The following is a 19123-nucleotide window of genomic DNA, read 5'->3' on the forward strand; positions in this document are numbered from 1 at the left end:
CGAGACGCCGATGATGCCGGCGCATAGTACTCGAATTAACGTGCCGATCCGATGCGGAGACGAAATGATCACTTATCGGGAATTTCCCACCCTTCGCTCTTACCGAACTCCAGGAGCCTCCCCACGAACGGCCTTCCCAGCTGGCATCGATGTTGCCATCAACTGGTCATCTCCCATGGCGAAATCGACGCATTCGCGGCATCTTCGCTGTTTTTACCCCTTTTGGAACCAAGCTGGACGGTCTTCAATGCGATTGAGATACAAATACTATCTCCGGCACCAACTCTCGCGTCTCCCCGAAATGGTGGCTCATAACCCAACCTTCTGAATACGAGCCACTCGATCCGACCGCGGAGGATCATCGGCGGTCAGCGAGCCGCGACCGCGGGCTGACCCAGGCGAGGCTGGCGGGACCGAGTGGCCCGATCTGGCCGAAAATGCCGATTCGCTGACCGCGGATCTCTTCGGACCTGCGGGTTCGGCGCTTAGGCTCGGAACATGACAACGCCGTCCATCATCATCATCGGAGCGGGGTTCGCCGGACTCGGGGTGGCGCTCGAGCTGCGGCGGGCCGGGCTGGACTCGTTCACCATCCTGGAACGCGCCGCGGATTTGGGCGGTGTGTGGCGGGAGAACACCTATCCCGGCGCCGCGTGTGACGTGCCGTCGCCGCTCTACTCCTGGTCGTATGAGCCCAAATCCGATTGGCCCCGGCGGTTTTCGGAGCAGCGCGACATCCACGAGTACATGCGCGGGGTTGCCGCCAAGCACGATCTGCCGCGGTTCATCCGGTTCGGCACCGAGGTGACCGACGCCGAGTTCGACGAGCGGACCGGGCGCTGGACCGTCACCACCGGAGACGGGACTCAGCTCACCGCCGATATCCTGGTGCCCGCCGTCGGTCAGCTTTCCCGGCCGGCCATGCCGAACATCCCCGGCATCGACACCTTCGCGGGTCCGGCCTTCCACTCCGCCGAGTGGGATCACCGCGTCGACCTGACCGGCAAGCGCGTCGCCTGCATCGGCACCGGAGCCAGTGCGATCCAATACATTCCGCGCATTCAACCGGTGGCCGCGCATCTCACGCTGTTCCAGCGGTCGGCCGCCTGGGTGCTGCCGAAGTTCGACACCGAATACAGCACGGCGCACAAGGCGGTGTTCAAGTATCTGCCGCCGACCCGGCTCGCCGAGCGGTTCGCGATCTGGTCGCTGTTCGAGGTGCTCGCGCTGGCGCTGACCGACATTCCGGCGATGAAGACCCCGGTGATCGCGCTGGCCGACCGGCACCGGGACAAGCAGGTGCCCGACCCCGAGCTGCGCGCGAAGCTGACCCCCGATTACGCGGCGGGCTGCAAGCGCGGGCTGTTCTCCAACGAGTACTTCCCCGCGCTGGCCCAGCCGAACGTCACGGTCGAGACCACGGCGATCGAGGCGATCACGCCGACCGGCATCCGCACCGCGGACGGCGTCGAGCACGAGGTCGATGTGATCGTCTACGGCACCGGGTTCAAGGGCACCGAATTCCTCGCGCCGATGAACATCTACGGCGTAGGCGGCCGCAAACTGGCCGACGTCTGGGGCGAGGAGGGGGCGCGCGCCTTCCTCGGGTTGTCCGTGCCGAACTTCCCGAACCTGTTCATGATGTACGGCCCGAACACCAATGTGGGCTCCGGTTCGATCATCTACATGCTGGAGTCGCAGGCGCGCTACATCCGGCAGGTCGTGCAGTACCTCACTGATCGGCCCGGCCGCTATCTGGCCGCCAGGGCGAGCGCCGAACAGCACTGGGACGACTGGCTGCAGCGGCGACTGAAAGATACGCCGTGGAATTTCTGTTCCAGCTGGTATCGCAACGCGGCGGGCCGCATCACCAACAACTGGCCGGGCGCCACCGTGCTCTACCGTTGGAAGACAAAGACTTTCGAGCTGGCCGACTACGACGAGGCGCAGGCCGACCGGCCGCTGGCCGACGTGCGCTGACTCCCAGACCGCGCCGTCTGTTTTCAGCCGGGTCTCAGCAAGTGCCCAGTAAACTGGGCATTGTTTCCGGACCCGGCTATGGAAGAGGTACGCGCGGTGTTGTGGCTACTGATCGTCGTGGTGATCGTGGCGGTGGGCGCCCTCATCGTGGTGCAATCCCGGCAGCGCAAGCAGCGCACGGCCACCGAGCTCGCCGATGCGCTGGCCGACGCCCGCCAGGTCAACGAGCGGCTCGGCGGGCAGATCTACAACCTCACCGGCTCCAACGAGGCGGCCAAGCAGGCGCTGGTCGACGCGTCCGAGCGGCAGCTCGCCGCCGGGTCGCAACTCGATCAGGCGCGCACGCCCGCGCAGGCGCGGCTGGCCAAACAGACCGCACTGGAAGGGCTCTATTACATTCGCGCCGCGCGCACCGCGATGGGCATGGATCCCGGGCCCGATGTGCCCGCCCTCGACGGGCAGGACGCGGCGGGCAAGGTCACCGAGAAGCGGGTGGTCGAGCACGACGGGCGGGAGATCGCGGCCTCGCCGGAGCCCTCGCCGGCGACGCCGAACTACTACCCGGGCGGTCGGGTCGCCGGTCGTCCGGTGCCCGCGGGGTGGTATTCCGAGCCGTGGTGGAAGCCCGCGTTGATCGGCGGGGCCTGGGGGCTGGGGTCGGCGCTGCTGTTCTCGTCGCTGTTTTCCGGGATGTCCGGGGTCGGGTACGACGCGCAAGGGTTCGAGAGCGGGTACGGCGACGGGTACCAGGACGGGCTCGCCGCCGCGGGCGATAACGGTGGGTACGACACCGGCGCGGACGACACCGCCGGGTACGACTCCGGCGGGGACGCAGGCGGATTCGATGGTGGGGGCTGGGACGGCGGCGGGTTCGACAGTGGCGGGTTCGACGGCGGCGGCGGGTTCGACGGCGGGAGCTTCTGAGCCGGCGCACTACGGCTAGCACCACCTTCAGGTCACCTGCCTACACGGTTGCCGTCGTGCCGTGCCGTGCTGGACGGTTGACGAATGGTCATGCAGCGCAAGCGAACCGCGGTTCTCGCGATGGCACTGGCAGTAGCCGGCACGGCGTGTGGGAGCGCCGCGGGAGTGCCCGAATTTCCGTCCGGGATCTGGCAGGTGGACGACTACGGGAGCGTGCTCTCCGTGCATCAGGACACCATCGACACCTATCAGGTAACGGCTCTGAGCTGCATAAAAGACGCACCGGCCACCCGTCTCGGGGAGCCTGGCAGGTACGTCACCAAAGGCAAGGACGTGCTCACCGTGCGGCCGGGCGATCGTCCGGATCGGGCCGCGCTGCACGTCGATGGATCACCGGGAGACCGCACGCTGCGGCGCCTGGACGGCCTGCCGGCCACCTGCGGCACCGCGGCCGAGCCCACCGCCTTCGACGTGTTCTGGCAGACGTTTCAGGAGAACTATCCGTTCTTCGCCGCGAAAGGCATTGACTGGCAACAGGTCCGGGACCGCTTCCGCGATCGGGCCGGCCTGGCCGAACAGCGCGGCGACGATGCCGAGTTCTTCGCGACGCTGCGGGACATGGTCGCGCCGCTGACCGACGCGCACGTGGTCGTGTCGGCGGGCGAGACCGGGTTCTTCGGCACCGGCCGGCCCGGTACGACCATTCCGAACCCGCAGCTCGACCGGCAGGTCGGAGAGTTCGTCCAGCGGCGCGATCTCCAGCACCCGCTCACCGAATTCGCCAACGGGCGCATCGGTTACGCGGACATCCCCGGGCAGGACTACGGCTACCTGCGGGTTTCCTCATTCAGCGGCTACACCGCGGAACGGACCTTCGCCGCCGACAGCGCCGAACTCGACCGCGCCCTCGACGCGATCTTCACCCCGGACCGGCTGGGTCGACTCCGCGGGCTCGTCCTGGATCTACGCATCAACGGCGGTGGCTCGGACAGCCTCGGCCTGCACCTGGCCGCCCGCCTCACCGACCGCCCCTATTTCGCCTACGCCAAGAAGACCCGCAGCACCGAACCGCAGCCGCAACGCGTCGAACCGGCCCGCGCCGCCTTCACCGGCCCCGTCGCCATTCTCACCGGCGGCTCCACGGTCAGCGCCGGCGAGACCTTCACTCAGGCCATGCTCGAACGCCCCGCGCGCACAACAAGAATCGGGCAACCCACCCAGGGCGTGTTCTCCGATGTGCTGGAACGCAAACTCCCCGGAGCGCGGCACACGGACTGGTGGTTCGGCCTACCCAACGAGGTCTTCCAAACCTCGAACGGCCGGACCTTCGACGGCACCGGCATCCCACCCGAGCTGACCGAGCCCGTCTTCACCGACGAGGAGTTCGCCCAGCAGCGCGACTCGGCCTTCGACCGCGCGATCAGGTGGCTGGCCAGCGGCGCTTGACCTGGGTGGCGAATTGCCCGCTGACTGTCGGCATCGCGAATCCGTTTCGGCCTCAGCCCCCCGACCCGGTAGACTCCGAACGTCCCGGTGACCACCATCGGGCCAGCCCTCGTAGCTCAGGGGATAGAGCACCGCTCTCCTAAAGCGGGTGTCGCAGGTTCGAATCCTGCCGAGGGCACACAGGACAGGGCCGGAGGCGGGCACGCGCCGGCGGGCGTGATATCAGTCGAGTCGGCTCAGCCCGGAATCGCTGCCCCGATGAAACCAGTGACGATGGATGTGAACGACATCGAGCCGGTTCCGAATGCGGTGGCAAGTGCGGCGCCGACGAGGGCGTCCTCGGGGTTCATCTCCGGCGGAACGACCGTCTTGTTCAGGATCACGACCTTGATCGACGAGGCGAGAAGGAAATCGACGGACCCGTCGGCCAGTAGTTTGAGATCGGCAAGACGCTTCTCCATCTCATGCGACTTTCCACCGACCAGCACGTGTGTCTCCAGGTCGTGTGGGCGAAGGCTGAGAAATCTGTCGCCGAGGTCCACCGCGATACGGTACGAACGGCGAAACACCCTGCCCATGCCGGGGACTACCGCGATCTCCCGCTCGTTCACGTGCGCGGTGAGGAACTTCGAGTCACGAGTCCCGATAGGTACATCGTCCCGAGTACGCGGTCCCGTCCGCGCGATACGAACCACCGTAGGGACATCGGACTCGAAACGCGCCGAGACGCAGTCTTCGGAACGAGTAGTGAGAATATTGCCGAACTGAATACTGTCCGATACGAATGTCTCGGTATCGGTCATGGTCGCCCCCCTCCTGACGAACGCCCGCGGCACACGGCTGGCCACTGACGATGCCCTGCAACATTATCGGCAGTTGGCGGGGAGGTGCGGGGCGGCGGCGAGAGGAATCCGTCACCCCGACCCGAGCAGGGGAATCAGGCGTTGATTGTGGCTACGGTTTCTCGGCCGTAGTTGGTGGCGTAGGCGTTTTCGATGCCTACGAGGATGTCGACTACCTCGAAGTAGTGGTCCCAGAAGGGGGTTTCGCGGAGGGCTTCGATGACCAGGTGGAAGGACTGGTGGTCGGCGGCTTCCCAGAGCCAGATGTCGGTTACGCGGGCCGAGTAGAACTCGGTGTCGAAGAAGCGGGAGCGGACGTTGGCGACCTTGGCTCGGACGGGGTCGAGGATTTCCTTGGTGAAGACCTCGAATCGGCGGGGGACGGGGAGGGCGAGCCACTCGGGGGTGGTTCGGACCAGGATGAAGGCGGTCAGGGCGGGTTCGAAGGTGTTGTCGCTCATGGTGTTCGGCGCTCCTTGGACGGGCCGCGGCTGCGGCGGTTGCAAGTCACAGTGTCTCGATATGAGCACATGCAGTCAAGAGGCGATCAGGAGCTAAGACCTGGGAGTGGCCACTATCGACGGATCTGCCGGGAAAGTATTTCGAGACAGAATGACTTGTTTCTGCTATCTTTTCGGTACACAGTGACTCGAAACAAGATCGGGTCTTCACGTACTCAAGGAGGCCACGCTGATGCGTGTATTCGTCACCGGAGCCAGCGGCTGGATCGGCTCGGCAGCTGTCGAGGAGCTGCTGGACGCAGGTCACGAGGTGGTCGGGTTGGCTCGGTCGGACGCCGCCGCCGAACTGTTGGAGAAGAAGGGTGCGATCGTCCTGCGTGGCGACCTCGATGATCTCGGCTCGCTACGCCGCGGCGCGTCCGAGACCGACGCCGTCGTGCACCTGGCGAACAAGCACGACTGGGGCAATCCCGCGGAATCGGACCGCACCGAACGGGCCGCGGTCGAGGCGATGGCCGAGGCGCTGGTCGGTACCGATCGGCCGCTGATGGTCGCGAATGGGCTTTCCGGCCTGGTAGAAGGCCGGTCCGTGCGGGAGACGGATCCGTCGCCCGCGGTCGGCCCGGAGTCCGATCGGGGCGGGAGCGAGAACCTCGCACTCGACTTCGTCGATCGCGGCGTGCGGTCCATGATCATCCGGTTCGCCCCGTCCGTGCACGGCGACGGCGACTGGGGGTTCGTCACGTTCCTCGCCGCCGCCGCGCGCAAACAGGGCGTCTCCGGCTACATCGGCGACGGTTCCACGACCTGGTCGGCGACGCACCGCTCCGACGCGGCCCGGCTGATCCGGCTCGGAATCGAAAGCGCCCCTGCCGGAACGCGTTTGCACGCGGCCGCCGAGGAGTCCATCACCACGCGGGCGATCGCGGAGGCGCTCGGCCGTTCCCTGGAACTGCCGGTGACCTCGATCGATCCGCGGGACGCTGACGCGCACTTCGGCATCGTCGGCCACTTCTTCGGGCTGTCCATGACGGCGTCGAGCGAACTCACCCGCGCGACCGTACCGTGGGTGCCCACCGGGCCGACCCTGATCGAGGACATCGAGAACGGTGCGTACCGGCAATGATCGCGCGGGGGCTCGGCCGCGCCGGATAAACGGTGCACGATGGCCCCATATGCTGGCGGCGTGAGGAAACCTGCCACTCCGGGGCGTCCGCGCAGCGAGACCGCTCGCCTCGCCGTCCTGCACGCGGTCGACGATCTGCTGGTCGAGATCGGCTACTCGGCGATGACCATGAAGGGCATCGCCGAGCACGCCGGTGTCGGCAGGCAGACCGTCTACCGGTGGTGGCCGACCAAGGCGCACATCCTGATCGAGTCCTGCGCCGACGACGCGCGCGGCGAGCTGACCGTCGCCGTGCACGCGGATCCCGTCCGGATGATCACCGATTTCCTGGTCGCCCTCACCCAGTTCCTCACCACCTCGGCGGCAGGCGCGGCCTACCGGGCCCTGCTCGGCGAAGCCCAGCACGACACCGAGGTGAGCAGGCTGGTCGCCGAAGCCGACCTGCTCGCCGAACCGGCCCACGCCGTGCTGAACCACATCCGCCCCCACTTCCCCGGCCTCCCCGACGACCAACTCGCCGTCGCCGAACTATGCGGCCCGGTCGTCCTCATCGTCATCACCGGCAACGCACCCCCACCCCTGCGCGCCCTCCGCGGCCACGCCCAACGCCTCGCCGCAGCGTGGGCCTGAATTCAAGCAGCGTGCAGGATCGTCACCTGACCACCACATCGAGCGGACGCGGCGAGGCGGACGTCAGCGGCTCAACAACTCACGAAGGCCCGCGATGACGGTGGCGGGGGATTCTTCCGCCATGAAATGGCCGCAGCTGACCGTGGTGTGCTTCAGATCTGGGGCCCAGGCGCGCCAGCGGGATTCGGCGTCGAAGCCGAGAGCGGCGCCCCAATCTTGTTGGAGGACAGAGACCGGCATGCGGAGGTGGTTGCCCTCGGTGCGGTCGGTTCGGTCGTGGTCGAGGTCGACGCCTGCGGAGGCGCGGTAGTCGGCGACGATACTGGGGACGGCGGCGGCGCAGGCCCGCAGGTAGGCGGCGCGGATTTCGGGTGGGATGGCGGCGGGGTCGCGGGTCCAGATGTCGAGGAAGTGGCCGAAGAAGGCGTCGGGGGCGGCGGCGATCAGGTGTTCGGGCAGGCCCGGGGGTTGGGCCATGAGGTAGAGGTGGAAGCCGACGGCGGCGGTGACGCCGTGCATGACGTCCCACATGTCCAGGGTGGGCAGGACGTCGAGTGCGGCCAGGTGGGTGACGACGCCGGGGTGGTCGAGGCCCGCACGGATGGCGACGAGGGCGCCGCGGTCGTGGCCGGCGAGGGCGAGTCGCTCGTGGCCGAGGGCCTTGGCGACCGCGACGATATCGGCGGCCATGGTGCGCTTCGAATAGCTGCCGCCGGTCTCGGCCGGCTTGTCGCTGTCGCCGTAACCGCGCAGGTCAGGGCAGATGACGGTGTGATCGGCGGCCAGGTCGGCGGCGACGTGCCGCCACATGAGGTGGGTCTGTGGGAAGCCGTGCAACAGCACGACGGGACGGCCGGCGCCGCCCACCGCGACATTGAGTTCCACCTGGTCGGCGACGGCGATCCGCCGGTAGTCGAATCCGGTAATCTTCGGTGTCATGAGGTGTCCTTCCGGTGTTCGCTGGTGACGCCAGACAGTCTTTTCGCGCGCACTCAGCAACTGGTCAGCAGCGACTGAGTACGACGTCGTGACGCACCTTCGTTTCGGTGTGCTCGGGCCGCTCGCCGCCGAGCGTTCCGGCGAGCCGCTGCCGCTGAAGGGGCCGAAGCATCGCGCGGTGCTGGCGCGATTGCTCGTCGCGCGGGGTCGGATGGTCTCGGTGGATCAGCTGATCGATGACCTGTGGGAAAGACCGCCACCGGGCGCGGTGGGTGCGATTCACACGTTCGTCGCCGATCTGCGGCGGGCGCTCGAACCCGATCGTGCGCCGCGCACCCCGGCCGAGGTGCTGGTCACCGTCGCACCCGGATACGCGCTGCGCACCGAGCCGGACGCGGTGGACGCGGACCGATTCGAGGCCGCCGTCGTCCGGGCCGCCGAACTGCTCGCGACCGACCGCTTCGACCGGGCATTGTCGACCGCCGACGCGGCCTTGGCGCTGTGGCAAGGCCCGCCGTACGCGGAATTCGCCGAACAAGGGTGGGCGCGTGCGGAAGTCGACCGGCTCGATGGGTTGCGTCTGCTCGCCGTCGAGCACCGCGCGGCCGCGCTGATCGACCTCGCCCGGCCCGCTGAAGCGGTGCCCGCGCTGAATTCCCTGCTCGCCGAGCATCCTTTGCGCGAACACGCAGGGGAGTTACTTGCGCTCGCGCTCTACCGATCCGGCAGGCAGAGCGATGCCCTGGCCGTACTCCGCCGCATCCGTCATCGTCTGCGCACCGAACTGGGGGCAGACCCGGGTCCGGAACTCCAACGGGTAGAGGCAGACATCCTGACCCATGCGCCACGACTGCTGCCGAAAGCCCGAACTTCCTCGCCCGGAGCGGGTTTCGTCGGGCGCAGACTGGAGTTCGCGGCGATACAGCATGCCGCCGACGACGCCGCCCGGCACGGACGCGTCCGATCGGCACTGCTGGCAGGCGAGGCCGGCTCCGGCAAAAGCGCACTCGCCGAGGCGATTTCGTCCACGTTGGCCGGCAAGGGCTGGCTCACCGCTCGCGGCGAGAGCCCCGCGGATCTAGGTGTCCCGCCCGGCTGGGCGTGGACGAGGATGCGCGCGACCCTGACCGCGGCGGATCCCACCGAGCGCACCTGGCCGGACGAGATCACGGTCACCGATCCCGCCGAGGCCCGCTTCCTCTTTCATCGCGCCGCCGCCGACTACCTGGCGTCGGTGGCGCGACGCACGCCGGTTCTGCTGGTCTTCGACGACATCCACAACGCGGGCGCGGAAACCCTCGACCTGCTCTCCGAGCTGGTCACCGGGGGCATCGCGGGTCCGGTCCTGGTGCTGGCGACCTACCGCAGCACCGAGATCAGCACCGAACTGACCGCCACGCTGGGCAGGGTGGCACCCTTCGAGCCGGTTCGGGTGTACCTGAGCGGCTTGCCCGAGGACGACACCACCACGTTGGTACGCGAGATCGCCGGACCGGATATCGCCGAACGCGACGGCTCCCGAATTCATCGGCGTAGCAACGGGAATCCCTTCTTCGTCCGCGAGCTGGCCCGCCTGCTCCGCGACGAAGGGCCCGATGCGTTCGACGCCATCCCACCGGGTGTCCGCGAGGTCATCCGGCATCGCCTGGCGATGCTGCCGCGGTCCGCACAGACCCTGGTCCAGCAGGCTTCCGTGCTCGGTGAAGACATCGATCGGGAGATCCTCCTCGATCTGGCGGACGACGCGGCCCGCGCTCTCGACGACCTCGACAATGCGCTTACAGCAGGGCTTTTCACCGAACAACCCGACGGCACGCTCCGCTTCACCCACAGCTTGGTTCGGGACACCGTGTACCGCGAGATCAGCGGCCCACGCCGCGCGCAATGGCATGGCGAGATCGGCAATCTACTCGAAAAGCTGGCCACCACAGATGTTTCCGTATTGGCGCACCACTTCGTTCGCGCACAGAGCCGCGCGACCGCGGCGAGCGCCGCCCGGTACGCCGGGGCCGCGGCACAGGCGGCCGAACACGGGTTCGCGCTCGGCGAGGCAGTGCGGCAATGGCGCGCAGCCCTCGACGCCTTCGACCGAATGCCCGAACCAGATCCAGCCGCACGACTCGACGCGATCACCGGCCTCGCCAGAACATTGGCGGTCACCGGTGCCCTCGCCGAAGCCCGCCACTACCGCGAACTGGCCATCACACAGGCCGAACAATGGGCCGATCCGGTCCGCGCCGCACGCGTGATCAGCGCCTTCGACATCCCCGCTAGCTGGACCACTAACGACGACCCCGGCTTGGCGGCCCACATCGTCACCGCCGCCGAACGCACCCGTACCGCTCTACCCGCCGAACACCGTGCGCTGCGCGCCCGGCTGTGCACGACCATCGCCCTCGAACTGCGCGGCGCCACGGACGATCGCGGACTGCGTGCGGCGGAAGAGGCGGAGGCGATCGCCAGGGAACTCGACGATCCCGCGCTCCTGGCCTTCGCCCTCAACGGCCGCTTCATGCACACCTTCCACCGCGCGGGGCTCAGCGCGGAACGCGGCCGTATCGGCGACGAACTCATCGTGCTCGGCCGACGGCATCGGTTGCCCACCTTCGAGGTTCTCGGCCACCTCATCGGCATTCAAACAGGTTGCGCTACCGCAGATCTCGAGTCCGCCGACGCTCATTCAGCCGCCGCGGACCAACTCGCGGCCGACTACGAACTGCCGACGGTCGGCGTCTTCACCCACTGGTACGCCGCCTTACGCACCGCGCTCACCGGCAACCCGCGCACGGCGGAGGCCGCCTACCGCGCCGCGGCCGAGTTGCTCACCGGCAGTGGAATGCCCGGCGTCGAACAGGGTCTGCTCCCCCTTGCGCTGCTCTGCCTGCGACTCCAGCACGGCATGCCACTCGAAGACGCGACCACGAACTGGGGCCCGTACGAACCATGGGTCCGCCCGATCATCCTCTCGGCCAAGGGTCTTCGCGACGAGGCAGCCGCAGCACTGCACGCCGTCCCCGACTCACCGCGCGACCTGCTGCTCGAACTGCGCACCTGCTTGCGCGCCCGCGCCGCCCTCACCCTCGGCGACGAACCGGCCGTGCGCCACTGCTACGACCAATTACTGCCCGCCGCAACCGAACTCGCCGGCGCAGGCAGCGGCCTGATCAGCTTGGAGCCGGTCGCCCACTACCTCGCCGAACTCGCCATCGCACTCGGCATGCCGCACGCCGACGAGCACCGACGGCAAGCACTCACTCTCAGCCGGCGCACCAAGTCACCCGAATAACGCTCACTCCACGGTCATCTCCCCCATCGCCGACCAATCGGTCCCGTCGATGGCCCGGCTGATGATCTTCGGCGTCGCCGCGAGCGCCTGCGGCAATTCGGCTACCGCCGCCTGGAAATGGGCGCTGTGCACGTGCGCCGCGCCCGCCGCCTGATCGAAAAACGCCTCTACCAAGACGAATTCGGCCGGGTCATCGACACTGCGGGACCACTCGAACCACAGATTTCCCGCCTCGGCGCGAGTCAGCGCGGTGAACGGTCCGACGAGTTCCAGCCACCTGTCCGTCCATTCCGGCTTGGTCTTGAACTTGACGACGATGAAGATCATGACGCTCCTTCCGCGGCGGTCGGGCCGCCGCGACCCAGCCCGACTCCCCGAGGACGGCCGGCCGCGATCGCGGCGAACACCTCATTGTCGAACGATCAGCCCGGGCCGGCGGCCGAACGGCCCATCGGCTGGCTCACGGGGTGAGCAGCCGATCCTGTTCGGCCAATGGTTGGCCGGAATGCCACGGAACGACCTCGCCGAAGCGGATCAGCTCGCCGTACCGGGCCGGATCGACGCCCGGAGTGAGCGCCAGATCCAGGACGGCACGGGCGGCCTCGGCGGGGGTCTGGGCATGGCTGAAGTCGCTGAACCACGGGCGCGAGGTCGCGGTGTCGATCATGCCGGGGCAGACCGAGGCGATCAGGGTTCCGGCGGCCAGGTCGTGGTCGCGGCGTTCGGCGGCCACCGCGCGGACGGCGGCGACCTGGGCGACCTTCGACGGGATGTTCAGCCAGCGCGGCCAGCCGGCCTCCTCGGCCGTCCTGGCATGGATTGCGCTGCGCCAGGATTCGACGGCGTACTCGACCTGGTCGAGGGTGGCGTGGTCGAACAGCGGGTGCAGCCGCTCGGGCAGGTGGCCGAGGCTGCCGAGCGAGCTGGCCACGACCAGCAGGCGGCCGCCGGGACGCAGGATCGGGGTGAAGGCGCGCAGGATCGAGTGCGTCGCGGTGTTGGCGACGTCGATGTACTCGTCGGCCATCGCGGATTGGGACTGGTCCGGCAGCAGCCGGGTGGTGGCATTGGAGAGCACGATGTCCACTCCGCCGTGGGTTTCGCGCAGTTCGGCGGCGAGGGCGGCGATGGCCTCGGCGTCGGCGACGTCGAGCACCCGGCCCTCGACTCGGCTGCGCGTGCCTGAGGCGGCGGCGATTTCGGCCGCGGCGTCCGCGACCCGCCGCGGGTTGCGTCCGGTCAGCAAGACCAGGTCCGCCGGGTCCATTCGGGTGGCGAGTCCCTCGGCGAGCGCCCGGCCGAGACCTTGATTGGCCCCGGTCACCAGGGCGATGCGTGCAACGTTCATGACGCCAAACTAGAAGGCCGCGATCCATGAGTCCAACGAGAATCAGGCACATCTGGTATGCGTTGACGTCATGGATTTCACCGATGTCTCGCTGACCGCGTTGCGCGTTTTTCGCGCGGTCGCCGAGCAGGGCACCTTCACCGCGGCGGCGGGGTCGCTCGGTTACACGCAGTCCGCGGTGTCGCGGCAGATCGCCTCGATCGAGAAACTGGCGGGCGCGGAACTGCTGGAGCGGCATCGCGAGGGGGTAAAGCTCACGGCGGCAGGCCATCTCGTGTTGCGGCGGGCGACCGCGGTGCTCGACCAGATCGATGCGACCGCCCGCGAGCTGTCGGGGTTGCCCGCCCAGGCGGCCACCGTGCGGGTCGGCTGGTTCCCGAGCGCCGGCGCCGCGCTGCTGCCGAAAGCCATCGCGGCACTGCGCCGAACGCATCCCGGCATCACCGTGCTGAGCCGCGAGGGCAGCACGCCGGCGCTGGTTCGCGCGCTCCGGGCGGGCAGCGTCGACCTGGCCCTACTCGGCTCCGCGCCGCCGTTCCGGGCACCGGACACCGAATCGCCCACCCTGGTCCTGCACACCCTCACCGAGCGCAGCCTGTGCATCGCCCTGCCCATCGCACATCCCCTGGCTCGCGGCGACTACATCGATGTCGCCGACCTGCACGGCCAGCAGTGGATCGCCGGACCGAACACCAGCGACGACCGGCTGATGGGCGTCTGGCCCGGGCTGGACGAACGCCCCGAGATCGCACACACCGCCCGCGACTGGCTGGCCAAACTCCAATTGGTCGCCGCCGGTTGCGGATTGACCACCATCCCGGCGGTCCTCGCCCCCGCCGTGCTACCCGGCGTGCGGGTCCTGCCGGTGCGCGGCGGTCCACAGGAGCAGCGCCGGCTGCTGCTCGCCCATCTCCCGTCGCCGCTGAGCGCGGCCGCGGCCAGGACCGCCGGAGCCATCCGGACCGCCGCGATCGAGTTGCACGGACCGCAGTAACCCGCGAGCGCTCGGGTAACGTGGGTTTGCTTACAATTTGCCATCGATCGATGCTGACGCTACGGATCCGCCATAGGCTGCACCCGAACTGGACGAACGTCCAGCAACAAGGAGACGTCTTCGATGCGCGTTACTCGTGGTTGGAAGAGTTCGGTGGCGATGGCCACGGTCTCGGCAAGCGTCCTGCTCGGGTTGCAGGCGGCTCCGGCCGCCGCGGAAACCCCGGGGATGCTGATCTCGGCTACCCCGCAGGCCGACGGCTGGCGGCCGATGCCGAACGGGTCGGTGATCACCTACTGGACGGCCGGCTCGGACGGCACGCCGAAGCCCGCCAGCGGGGCGTTGTTCGTCCCGAACGGCACACCGCCGCCGGGCGGGTGGCCGGTGATCGCGTTCGACCACGGGACGACCGGGCTCGGCCGCGGCTGCGGCGGCGAATCCGATCCGAGTACCGCGCCGAACTCGCACTGGCACGCCGAGGAAGACGACATCATGCAGCGCCTGGTCGGACAGGGCTTCGCGGTGGTGGCGCCGGACTACCTCGGGCTCGGCCTGTTCGACACCGGGCCGCATCCGTACCTGGAGCTGCGGACCGAGGCGACCGCGACCATCGACATCCTGCGCGCCGCGCGGTCCGCGCATCCCGAGTTGTCCAGGACCTGGGCCACGATGGGTCTGTCGCAGGGCGGGCAGGCCGCGCTCGGCGCCGGCCACCTGCAGTCGAGCTACGCCGCCGACCTCGATTACCGCGGCACCATCACGGTCGACCCGGAATCCGATGTCGAAAAGGTGCTGCCCATCGCCAGTCCCGCCATTCCGACGATTCCCGGCACCGCGGAGACCCTCGGCTTCCTGTCGAGCATCTTCGCCGGATTCCGCGCCGCGCGACCGGATATCGACTTCAACCAGTATCTGAGCCCGGTCGGTCGGCAACTGCTCGACGACATCGACACCATGTGCAAGCCGGAGATCGAGGCGCGGGTGGATGGGGTCGGTATCGGCGAGCTGCTGTCGAAGCCGTTGTCCGACAGCCGGGTCCGGGCCGCGTACGAGTCTTATCTGACCGTGCCAACCAGCGGTTACGACGCGCCGATCCTGTTGCTGGCCAACGTCACCGACACCACCGTGCCGTCGCCCCTGCACGCGACCCTGGCCGCTCAGTTCGCCGCCAACGGCGTCGACTTCCAGACGGTCACCGGCACCGGCACGCACACCCAGCTCAACCCTCAGATGTGGTCTGCCATCGACGCTTTCCTGGCCCGCGTCAGGTGACCGCCAACTGACGGGAACCGTTGAAAAGAATGCCCCGGACGCGAAAGTCCGGGGCATTCTTGCGTTTTCACTCAACGGGGGGCGTTGGCCGGGTCGGCGAGGGTTGGGGTTCGGCCTTCGCGGTTGGCGCGGCGGGCGTCTTCGAAGAACTCGCGAGAGAACATCGCGGACAGCACCGCGATGCCGCCGCGATGGACGCGGAACTCACTGGTGACGCTGGTGCCGATGAGTCGGATGACGCGGCCGGCCGCCTGCTGCGGGCGGGCGAAATCCTTGACCCGGCCGCGGCCGGTCCAGTCGAGCGCCGACTGGTCGATGACGGCGTCGTCCGGGACGAGCAGCTTGACCATGGCGTGGTCGAGGTTCGCGTGCACCTCGATATCGCCGTCGCCGGCCAACTGCGGCGAGCGCAGGTCGATGACGGCACTGCCGTAGCGGACGCGGACGTCGAAGGAGGTCGCGTCGGTCCAGTCGCCGAGGCGCTTGACGGTGCCGTGATCGACGCGGATCTGGGTGGTCTCGGTGCTCATTTCGGTGGTCCTTCCAGGTGTTCTTTCCGTTGAATGAATAGTGACACACAAACTAGTTTCAATGCAACTAGTTTGTAGGGATCTAGTTTCCCGGAGCCCTTAGAATGAGTCACATGACGGCATCGACGCAGTTCAAGCGCTCTCCCCTGGCGATGGTGGTGCTCGGCATCCTGAATCTCGAGCCGATGCACCCGTACGCGATCCAGCGCCGGATCAAGGAGTGGGGCAAGGACAAGGTGGTCAACGTCGCCCAGCGCGCCGCGCTCTACAAGACGATCGGCAGGCTGCAGGAGGCCGGGCTGGTCGCGGTCCGCGAGACCGGACGCGATCAGCAGTACCCGGAGCGCACCGTCTACGAGATCACCGACGCGGGCCGCACCGCCTGCACCACCTGGTTGGCGGAGATGATCTCGACACCGCGCAACGAATATCCCGACTTCCCGGCCGCGCTGTCGTTCCTGATGCTGCTCGACCCGGACGGCGCGCGTGCCGAATTAGCGCGCCGGGCAACGACTTTGCGCGACCAACTGGCCGAGCTGAACGCCGACGCCGAGCAGATGACGGGCATGGATCTGCCGCGCGTGGTGATGCTGGAGGACGAATACCTGCGCGCCGTCACCGAGGCCGAATTGCGCTGGGTCGAGGGCGTTGTCGGCGATCTGGCCGCGGGCACGCTGACCTGGTCGTGGGACTCGCTCGCGCCGTTCGTCGGCGAATCCACCGCAACGGGGTGAACCGGGCGCTGTGAGGTCGCCCAATGGTGGCGGTCTTTGCGGCGGGGTGGGGGTGGGGGGTCGTAAGGTACGGGCATGGTGCCCACCGAGAAGTCCGAGCTGGTGCAGTCGATCGTCGAGTCGTATCTGCTGGACGGGGATCGGCAGTACAGCCGGACCGATGTGGCCGGGCAGGCGGGGACCACCACGGCGCTGACCAAGCGGTTGTGGACGGCGCTGGGCTTCCCGGCGGGGTTGGACGACGATGCCGTCGACTACACCGATGCCGACATCGCGGCGCTGCGGAACTTCCGCGATCTGAGCATTCTGGCCTCGGCCGACGCCAGGCAGCAGGCGGCGACCGCGCGCACCCTCGGTCAGGGCATGGCGCGGCTGGCGGAATGGCAGGTCGACCTGGTGCTCGCGGAGATCGGCGCGCGCATCGCGGCGGCGGATCCGGACGCCGACGCCGAGCAGACCATTCGCGCCGCCACCGAGGGCACCATCGCGACGCTCGAACAGCTCAACATCTACGCCTGGCGCAGGCACCTGGCGGCCGCGCTGTCCCGGTCGCTCGATCCGGGGACCTCCGCCGGTGAAACCTTGCGCGACCTGGCGGTCGGCTTCGCGGACATGGTCGGCTACACGCGGCTGACCAGGCACCTGCACCCCGATGAGCTCTCGCTGCTGCTGGAGTCGTTCGAATCCACCACCACGGCCGCGATCACCGAGAACGGCGGCTGGGTGGTGAAGAACGTCGGCGACGAGGTCATGTTCGCCGCGAACAGCGCCGCCAACGCGGCGCGCATCGCGCTGGCCATTCAAGAGTCGACGATGATGGTCGGCGGCACCCCGGAACTGCGCGTCGCGTTCGCCTACGGGCAGGTGCTGCAGCGCTTCGGCGATCTGTACGGATCGGTGGTGAACATCGCGTCCCGGCTCACCGGCGTCGCCAGGCCGGGCACCGTGCTCATCGATGACGAAGCCGCCACGGCGCTGCAGGGCGAGCCGGAGTTCATCATCAAGAACCTGCGCAGCGTCCGGGTCCGCGGGTTCAACCGGCTGCGCCCGCACATCCTGCGTCGCAACGAGAAGCACCAGTGAACCCGAGTTCGGGCCGGGCCGGTACCGCGACCTAAGCTCTGGCCAGTGGAAATGGACTGGTCCGAGCTGCGCGCGCGATTCCTCGTCGACGAAGACGAGGCGATCCTCGCCCTGCACAAGCCCGCGGGCATCTCCGTCACCGGCGAACGGCACGACGCCGACCTGGTCGAGCTGGCGGCCGCGGCGGGCGAGACGCTCTATCCGGTGCACCGGATAGACAAGGTGACCTCCGGCCTGGTGCTGCTGGCCAAGGAACTCGGCGCACACGGGCAGCTGACCAGGCAGTTCAACAAGCAGACCGCCGAGAAGGCGTACCTGGCGATCGTCGCCGCCGGCGACCTGCCCGAGACCGGGGTGATCGACCTGCCGCTCAGCGTGGGCCGCAAGAACCGGGTGCGCATCGCGGCGCCGCGGGAAAGCATTCGCCGGGAAGCGAATCGGTGGTTCGTCGCGGACGCCGATCTGCTCGACACCAAGAACTATCCGTCCCGCACCGACTTCGCCACGGTGCTGCGCCGCGACGACTACGCGGTGCTCGCGCTGCGCCCGATCACCGGCCGCCGGCACCAGATTCGCGTGCAGCTGGCCTGGATCGGCCATCCCATCGTCGGCGATCCGCTGTTCGACAAGACGGGCGCGCACGATCGAACCTTCCTGCATTCCTGGCGGCTCGGCCTGACGGCGGACTGGCGCACCCCGCCGGTACTCGACCTGGAGGCGGCGCCCGACGCGGAGTTCTGGCGGCCGATCCAGGCCGAGGCGGGCGCGGCCGACGAATTGCTGCACCGCGCACGCGAATTGCGCCGCGCCCTCGACTAACTCAGCGCGACCACGCCGGTGACCGGCCGAGCATCGCGATGATCTGATCGAACCGGTCCGCGGTGGACCACGGAACCTCCGGGCCGAACGCGGCGCCGGGCGCCAGCCGGATGTCGCCGCCGGGCACCGCCTGCGCCACCGGGAACGCGGCGTCGATCAGATCGTCGTCGAAGGTCACGCTCAGCCCCAAAGTCTGTGCCACATCCCAGGAATGGACGACGTAGTCGATGAAGTGGAAGCTCACCGCCTGCGCTCCGGAGAACTGGAGGTCGGTACTGAACTCGGCGAGCGGAAACTTGCGATCCAGCACGCCGGGCGCCGCGAACGCGTCGAGGACGTGCTCGGCCGCGGCGCGATAACTCGCCACCGGGTCCGCGCCGAGCGGCCGCGGCTTCCACCGCACGGGGTCACCGTCGCCACGCGAGGCCGCGGCGAATCCGTAGTGCTGGGCGATCATGTGCGTCAGCAGGCCGTGCAGCGTCCAATCGGCGCACGGCGTCGGCCTGCTCAGGTCCGCGTCGGTGAGCCGCTCGACCAGATCGATGCTGGTCCGTACCGCCTGCGCATCGAATGCGACCAGGTCGACGGTGCTCTTCAGGGAGTCGAGGGTGCGCAGTTCCGCGCTGAAATCCGGTTCGGTCGCCATCGTCGGCTTCTCTCTGCTCGATGTCAAATAATAAGTACGAGCGTATCGTATGCAGCTGCTTAT

18 protein-coding genes and 1 tRNA gene are annotated in these 19123 nt (G+C 68.3%); 12 read left to right on the top strand and 7 right to left on the bottom strand.

Translation table 11 applies throughout. The annotated features are described in order from the left end of the window. The first annotated feature begins 498 nt into the window (after positions 1–498). The 4 genes from ACFQ9K_RS30920 to ACFQ9K_RS30935 all read left to right on the top strand — a co-directional run bounded on the left by ACFQ9K_RS30920 (position 499) and on the right by ACFQ9K_RS30935 (position 4528). The gene (locus ACFQ9K_RS30920) at positions 499–1980 is read left to right on the top strand and encodes a flavin-containing monooxygenase (protein WP_378720247.1); all 1482 of its coding nucleotides are present in this window, start codon (positions 499–501) and stop codon (positions 1978–1980) included. Between the two features lie 78 nt (positions 1981–2058). Beyond that, the gene (locus ACFQ9K_RS30925; RefSeq protein ID WP_378720248.1) at positions 2059–2904 is read left to right on the top strand and encodes a DUF1542 domain-containing protein; all 846 of its coding nucleotides are present in this window, start codon (positions 2059–2061) and stop codon (positions 2902–2904) included. A 120-nt stretch (positions 2905–3024) separates the two neighbouring features. Continuing rightward, on the top strand, positions 3025–4350 hold the full coding sequence (locus ACFQ9K_RS30930; protein WP_378720249.1) for a S41 family peptidase: 1326 nt from the start codon (positions 3025–3027) through the stop codon (positions 4348–4350). A gap of 105 nt (positions 4351–4455) precedes the next feature. Next, positions 4456–4528 (top strand) — tRNA-Arg (locus ACFQ9K_RS30935). 58 nt (positions 4529–4586) lie between these two features. Here the strand turns inward: ACFQ9K_RS30935 and ACFQ9K_RS30940 are convergent. Both ACFQ9K_RS30940 and ACFQ9K_RS30945 read right to left on the bottom strand, forming a co-directional pair. Then, positions 4587–5153, bottom strand: coding sequence for a hypothetical protein (locus tag ACFQ9K_RS30940; RefSeq protein ID WP_378720250.1), 567 nt, complete (start codon positions 5151–5153; stop codon positions 4587–4589). A 134-nt stretch (positions 5154–5287) separates the two neighbouring features. Next, positions 5288–5653, bottom strand: a complete 366-nt coding sequence (locus ACFQ9K_RS30945; protein ID WP_378720251.1) for a darcynin family protein — start codon at positions 5651–5653, stop codon at positions 5288–5290. Positions 5654–5885: 232 nt separating this feature from the next. Between ACFQ9K_RS30945 and ACFQ9K_RS30950 the strand changes: the two genes are divergently transcribed. Next, positions 5886–6779 carry an SDR family oxidoreductase gene (locus tag ACFQ9K_RS30950; RefSeq protein ID WP_378720252.1) on the top strand — a complete coding sequence of 298 codons (894 nt, stop codon included), beginning with the start codon at positions 5886–5888 and terminating at the stop codon, positions 6777–6779. 60 nt (positions 6780–6839) lie between these two features. After that, positions 6840–7409 (top strand): TetR/AcrR family transcriptional regulator, encoded by a 570-nt coding sequence (locus ACFQ9K_RS30955; RefSeq protein WP_378720253.1) that lies wholly within the window; start codon positions 6840–6842, stop codon positions 7407–7409. A gap of 63 nt (positions 7410–7472) precedes the next feature. Here the strand turns inward: ACFQ9K_RS30955 and ACFQ9K_RS30960 are convergent, their stop codons facing one another. Next, entirely contained in the window at positions 7473–8348 is an 876-nt protein-coding gene (locus ACFQ9K_RS30960; RefSeq protein ID WP_378720254.1) for an alpha/beta fold hydrolase, read from the bottom strand. A gap of 88 nt (positions 8349–8436) precedes the next feature. Here ACFQ9K_RS30960 and ACFQ9K_RS30965 point away from each other — a divergent pair, with 88 nt between their 5' ends. Beyond that, positions 8437–11634 (top strand): BTAD domain-containing putative transcriptional regulator, encoded by a 3198-nt coding sequence (locus ACFQ9K_RS30965; protein ID WP_378720255.1) that lies wholly within the window; start codon positions 8437–8439, stop codon positions 11632–11634. A 3-nt stretch (positions 11635–11637) separates the two neighbouring features. Here the strand turns inward: ACFQ9K_RS30965 and ACFQ9K_RS30970 are convergent, their stop codons facing one another. Together ACFQ9K_RS30970 and ACFQ9K_RS30975 are read right to left on the bottom strand one after the other, a co-directional pair. Beyond that, on the bottom strand, positions 11638–11961 hold the full coding sequence (locus tag ACFQ9K_RS30970; protein WP_378720256.1) for a putative quinol monooxygenase: 324 nt from the start codon (positions 11959–11961) through the stop codon (positions 11638–11640). Between the two features lie 133 nt (positions 11962–12094). Continuing rightward, the gene (locus tag ACFQ9K_RS30975; protein ID WP_378720257.1) at positions 12095–12982 is read right to left on the bottom strand and encodes an SDR family NAD(P)-dependent oxidoreductase; all 888 of its coding nucleotides are present in this window, start codon (positions 12980–12982) and stop codon (positions 12095–12097) included. 70 nt (positions 12983–13052) lie between these two features. On the opposite strand from ACFQ9K_RS30975, the gene ACFQ9K_RS30980 reads away from it, so the two are divergent. Together ACFQ9K_RS30980 and ACFQ9K_RS30985 are read left to right on the top strand one after the other, a co-directional pair. Beyond that, on the top strand, positions 13053–13976 hold the full coding sequence (locus ACFQ9K_RS30980) for a LysR family transcriptional regulator (RefSeq protein WP_378720258.1): 924 nt from the start codon (positions 13053–13055) through the stop codon (positions 13974–13976). Between the two features lie 123 nt (positions 13977–14099). Beyond that, a complete protein-coding gene (locus ACFQ9K_RS30985; RefSeq protein WP_378720259.1) occupies positions 14100–15248 on the top strand; it encodes an alpha/beta fold hydrolase in 1149 nt (382 codons plus the stop codon). A gap of 71 nt (positions 15249–15319) precedes the next feature. Here ACFQ9K_RS30985 and ACFQ9K_RS30990 read toward each other — a convergent pair whose 3' ends face one another. Then, positions 15320–15778 carry a hypothetical protein gene (locus ACFQ9K_RS30990; RefSeq protein WP_378720260.1) on the bottom strand — a complete coding sequence of 153 codons (459 nt, stop codon included), beginning with the start codon at positions 15776–15778 and terminating at the stop codon, positions 15320–15322. A gap of 113 nt (positions 15779–15891) precedes the next feature. Here ACFQ9K_RS30990 and ACFQ9K_RS30995 point away from each other — a divergent pair, with 113 nt between their 5' ends. The 3 genes from ACFQ9K_RS30995 to ACFQ9K_RS31005 all read left to right on the top strand — a co-directional run bounded on the left by ACFQ9K_RS30995 (position 15892) and on the right by ACFQ9K_RS31005 (position 18414). Continuing rightward, entirely contained in the window at positions 15892–16512 is a 621-nt protein-coding gene (locus ACFQ9K_RS30995) for a PadR family transcriptional regulator (protein ID WP_378720261.1), read from the top strand. Between the two features lie 75 nt (positions 16513–16587). After that, the gene (locus tag ACFQ9K_RS31000; RefSeq protein ID WP_378720263.1) at positions 16588–17595 is read left to right on the top strand and encodes an adenylate/guanylate cyclase domain-containing protein; all 1008 of its coding nucleotides are present in this window, start codon (positions 16588–16590) and stop codon (positions 17593–17595) included. A gap of 51 nt (positions 17596–17646) precedes the next feature. After that, positions 17647–18414 carry an RluA family pseudouridine synthase gene (locus ACFQ9K_RS31005; protein ID WP_378720278.1) on the top strand — a complete coding sequence of 256 codons (768 nt, stop codon included), beginning with the start codon at positions 17647–17649 and terminating at the stop codon, positions 18412–18414. Between the two features lies 1 nt (position 18415). On the opposite strand, the gene ACFQ9K_RS31010 is transcribed toward ACFQ9K_RS31005, so the two are convergent. Then, positions 18416–19060 carry a TIGR03086 family metal-binding protein gene (locus ACFQ9K_RS31010; RefSeq protein WP_378720264.1) on the bottom strand — a complete coding sequence of 215 codons (645 nt, stop codon included), beginning with the start codon at positions 19058–19060 and terminating at the stop codon, positions 18416–18418. Positions 19061–19123: the final 63 nt, after the last annotated feature.

This window comes from Nocardia sp. NPDC056564, from assembly GCF_042793755.1.
In the GTDB taxonomy this organism is placed as follows: Bacteria; Actinomycetota; Actinomycetes; order Mycobacteriales; family Mycobacteriaceae; genus Nocardia.

Bases quoted from the DNA above. Each gene is read 5' to 3' on its own strand.
- ACFQ9K_RS30930 (WP_378720249.1), top strand. From the start codon at position 3,025: ATGGCACTGGCAGTAGCCGGCACGGCGTGTGGGAGCGCCGCGGGAGTG.
- ACFQ9K_RS30985 (WP_378720259.1), top strand. From the start codon at position 14,100: ATGCGCGTTACTCGTGGTTGGAAGAGTTCGGTGGCGATGGCCACGGTC.
- ACFQ9K_RS30980 (WP_378720258.1), top strand. From the start codon at position 13,053: ATGGATTTCACCGATGTCTCGCTGACCGCGTTGCGCGTTTTTCGCGCG.
- ACFQ9K_RS30970 (WP_378720256.1), bottom strand. From the start codon at position 11,961: ATGATCTTCATCGTCGTCAAGTTCAAGACCAAGCCGGAATGGACGGAC.
- ACFQ9K_RS31010 (WP_378720264.1), bottom strand. From the start codon at position 19,060: ATGGCGACCGAACCGGATTTCAGCGCGGAACTGCGCACCCTCGACTCC.
- ACFQ9K_RS30940 (WP_378720250.1), bottom strand. From the start codon at position 5,153: ATGACCGATACCGAGACATTCGTATCGGACAGTATTCAGTTCGGCAAT.
- ACFQ9K_RS30990 (WP_378720260.1), bottom strand. From the start codon at position 15,778: ATGAGCACCGAGACCACCCAGATCCGCGTCGATCACGGCACCGTCAAG.
- ACFQ9K_RS30925 (WP_378720248.1), top strand. From the start codon at position 2,059: ATGGAAGAGGTACGCGCGGTGTTGTGGCTACTGATCGTCGTGGTGATC.
- ACFQ9K_RS30945 (WP_378720251.1), bottom strand. From the start codon at position 5,653: ATGAGCGACAACACCTTCGAACCCGCCCTGACCGCCTTCATCCTGGTC.
- ACFQ9K_RS30920 (WP_378720247.1), top strand. From the start codon at position 499: ATGACAACGCCGTCCATCATCATCATCGGAGCGGGGTTCGCCGGACTC.
- ACFQ9K_RS30995 (WP_378720261.1), top strand. From the start codon at position 15,892: ATGACGGCATCGACGCAGTTCAAGCGCTCTCCCCTGGCGATGGTGGTG.
- ACFQ9K_RS30950 (WP_378720252.1), top strand. From the start codon at position 5,886: ATGCGTGTATTCGTCACCGGAGCCAGCGGCTGGATCGGCTCGGCAGCT.
- ACFQ9K_RS30960 (WP_378720254.1), bottom strand. From the start codon at position 8,348: ATGACACCGAAGATTACCGGATTCGACTACCGGCGGATCGCCGTCGCC.
- ACFQ9K_RS30975 (WP_378720257.1), bottom strand. From the start codon at position 12,982: ATGAACGTTGCACGCATCGCCCTGGTGACCGGGGCCAATCAAGGTCTC.
- ACFQ9K_RS31000 (WP_378720263.1), top strand. From the start codon at position 16,588: ATGGTGCCCACCGAGAAGTCCGAGCTGGTGCAGTCGATCGTCGAGTCG.
- ACFQ9K_RS31005 (WP_378720278.1), top strand. From the start codon at position 17,647: ATGGACTGGTCCGAGCTGCGCGCGCGATTCCTCGTCGACGAAGACGAG.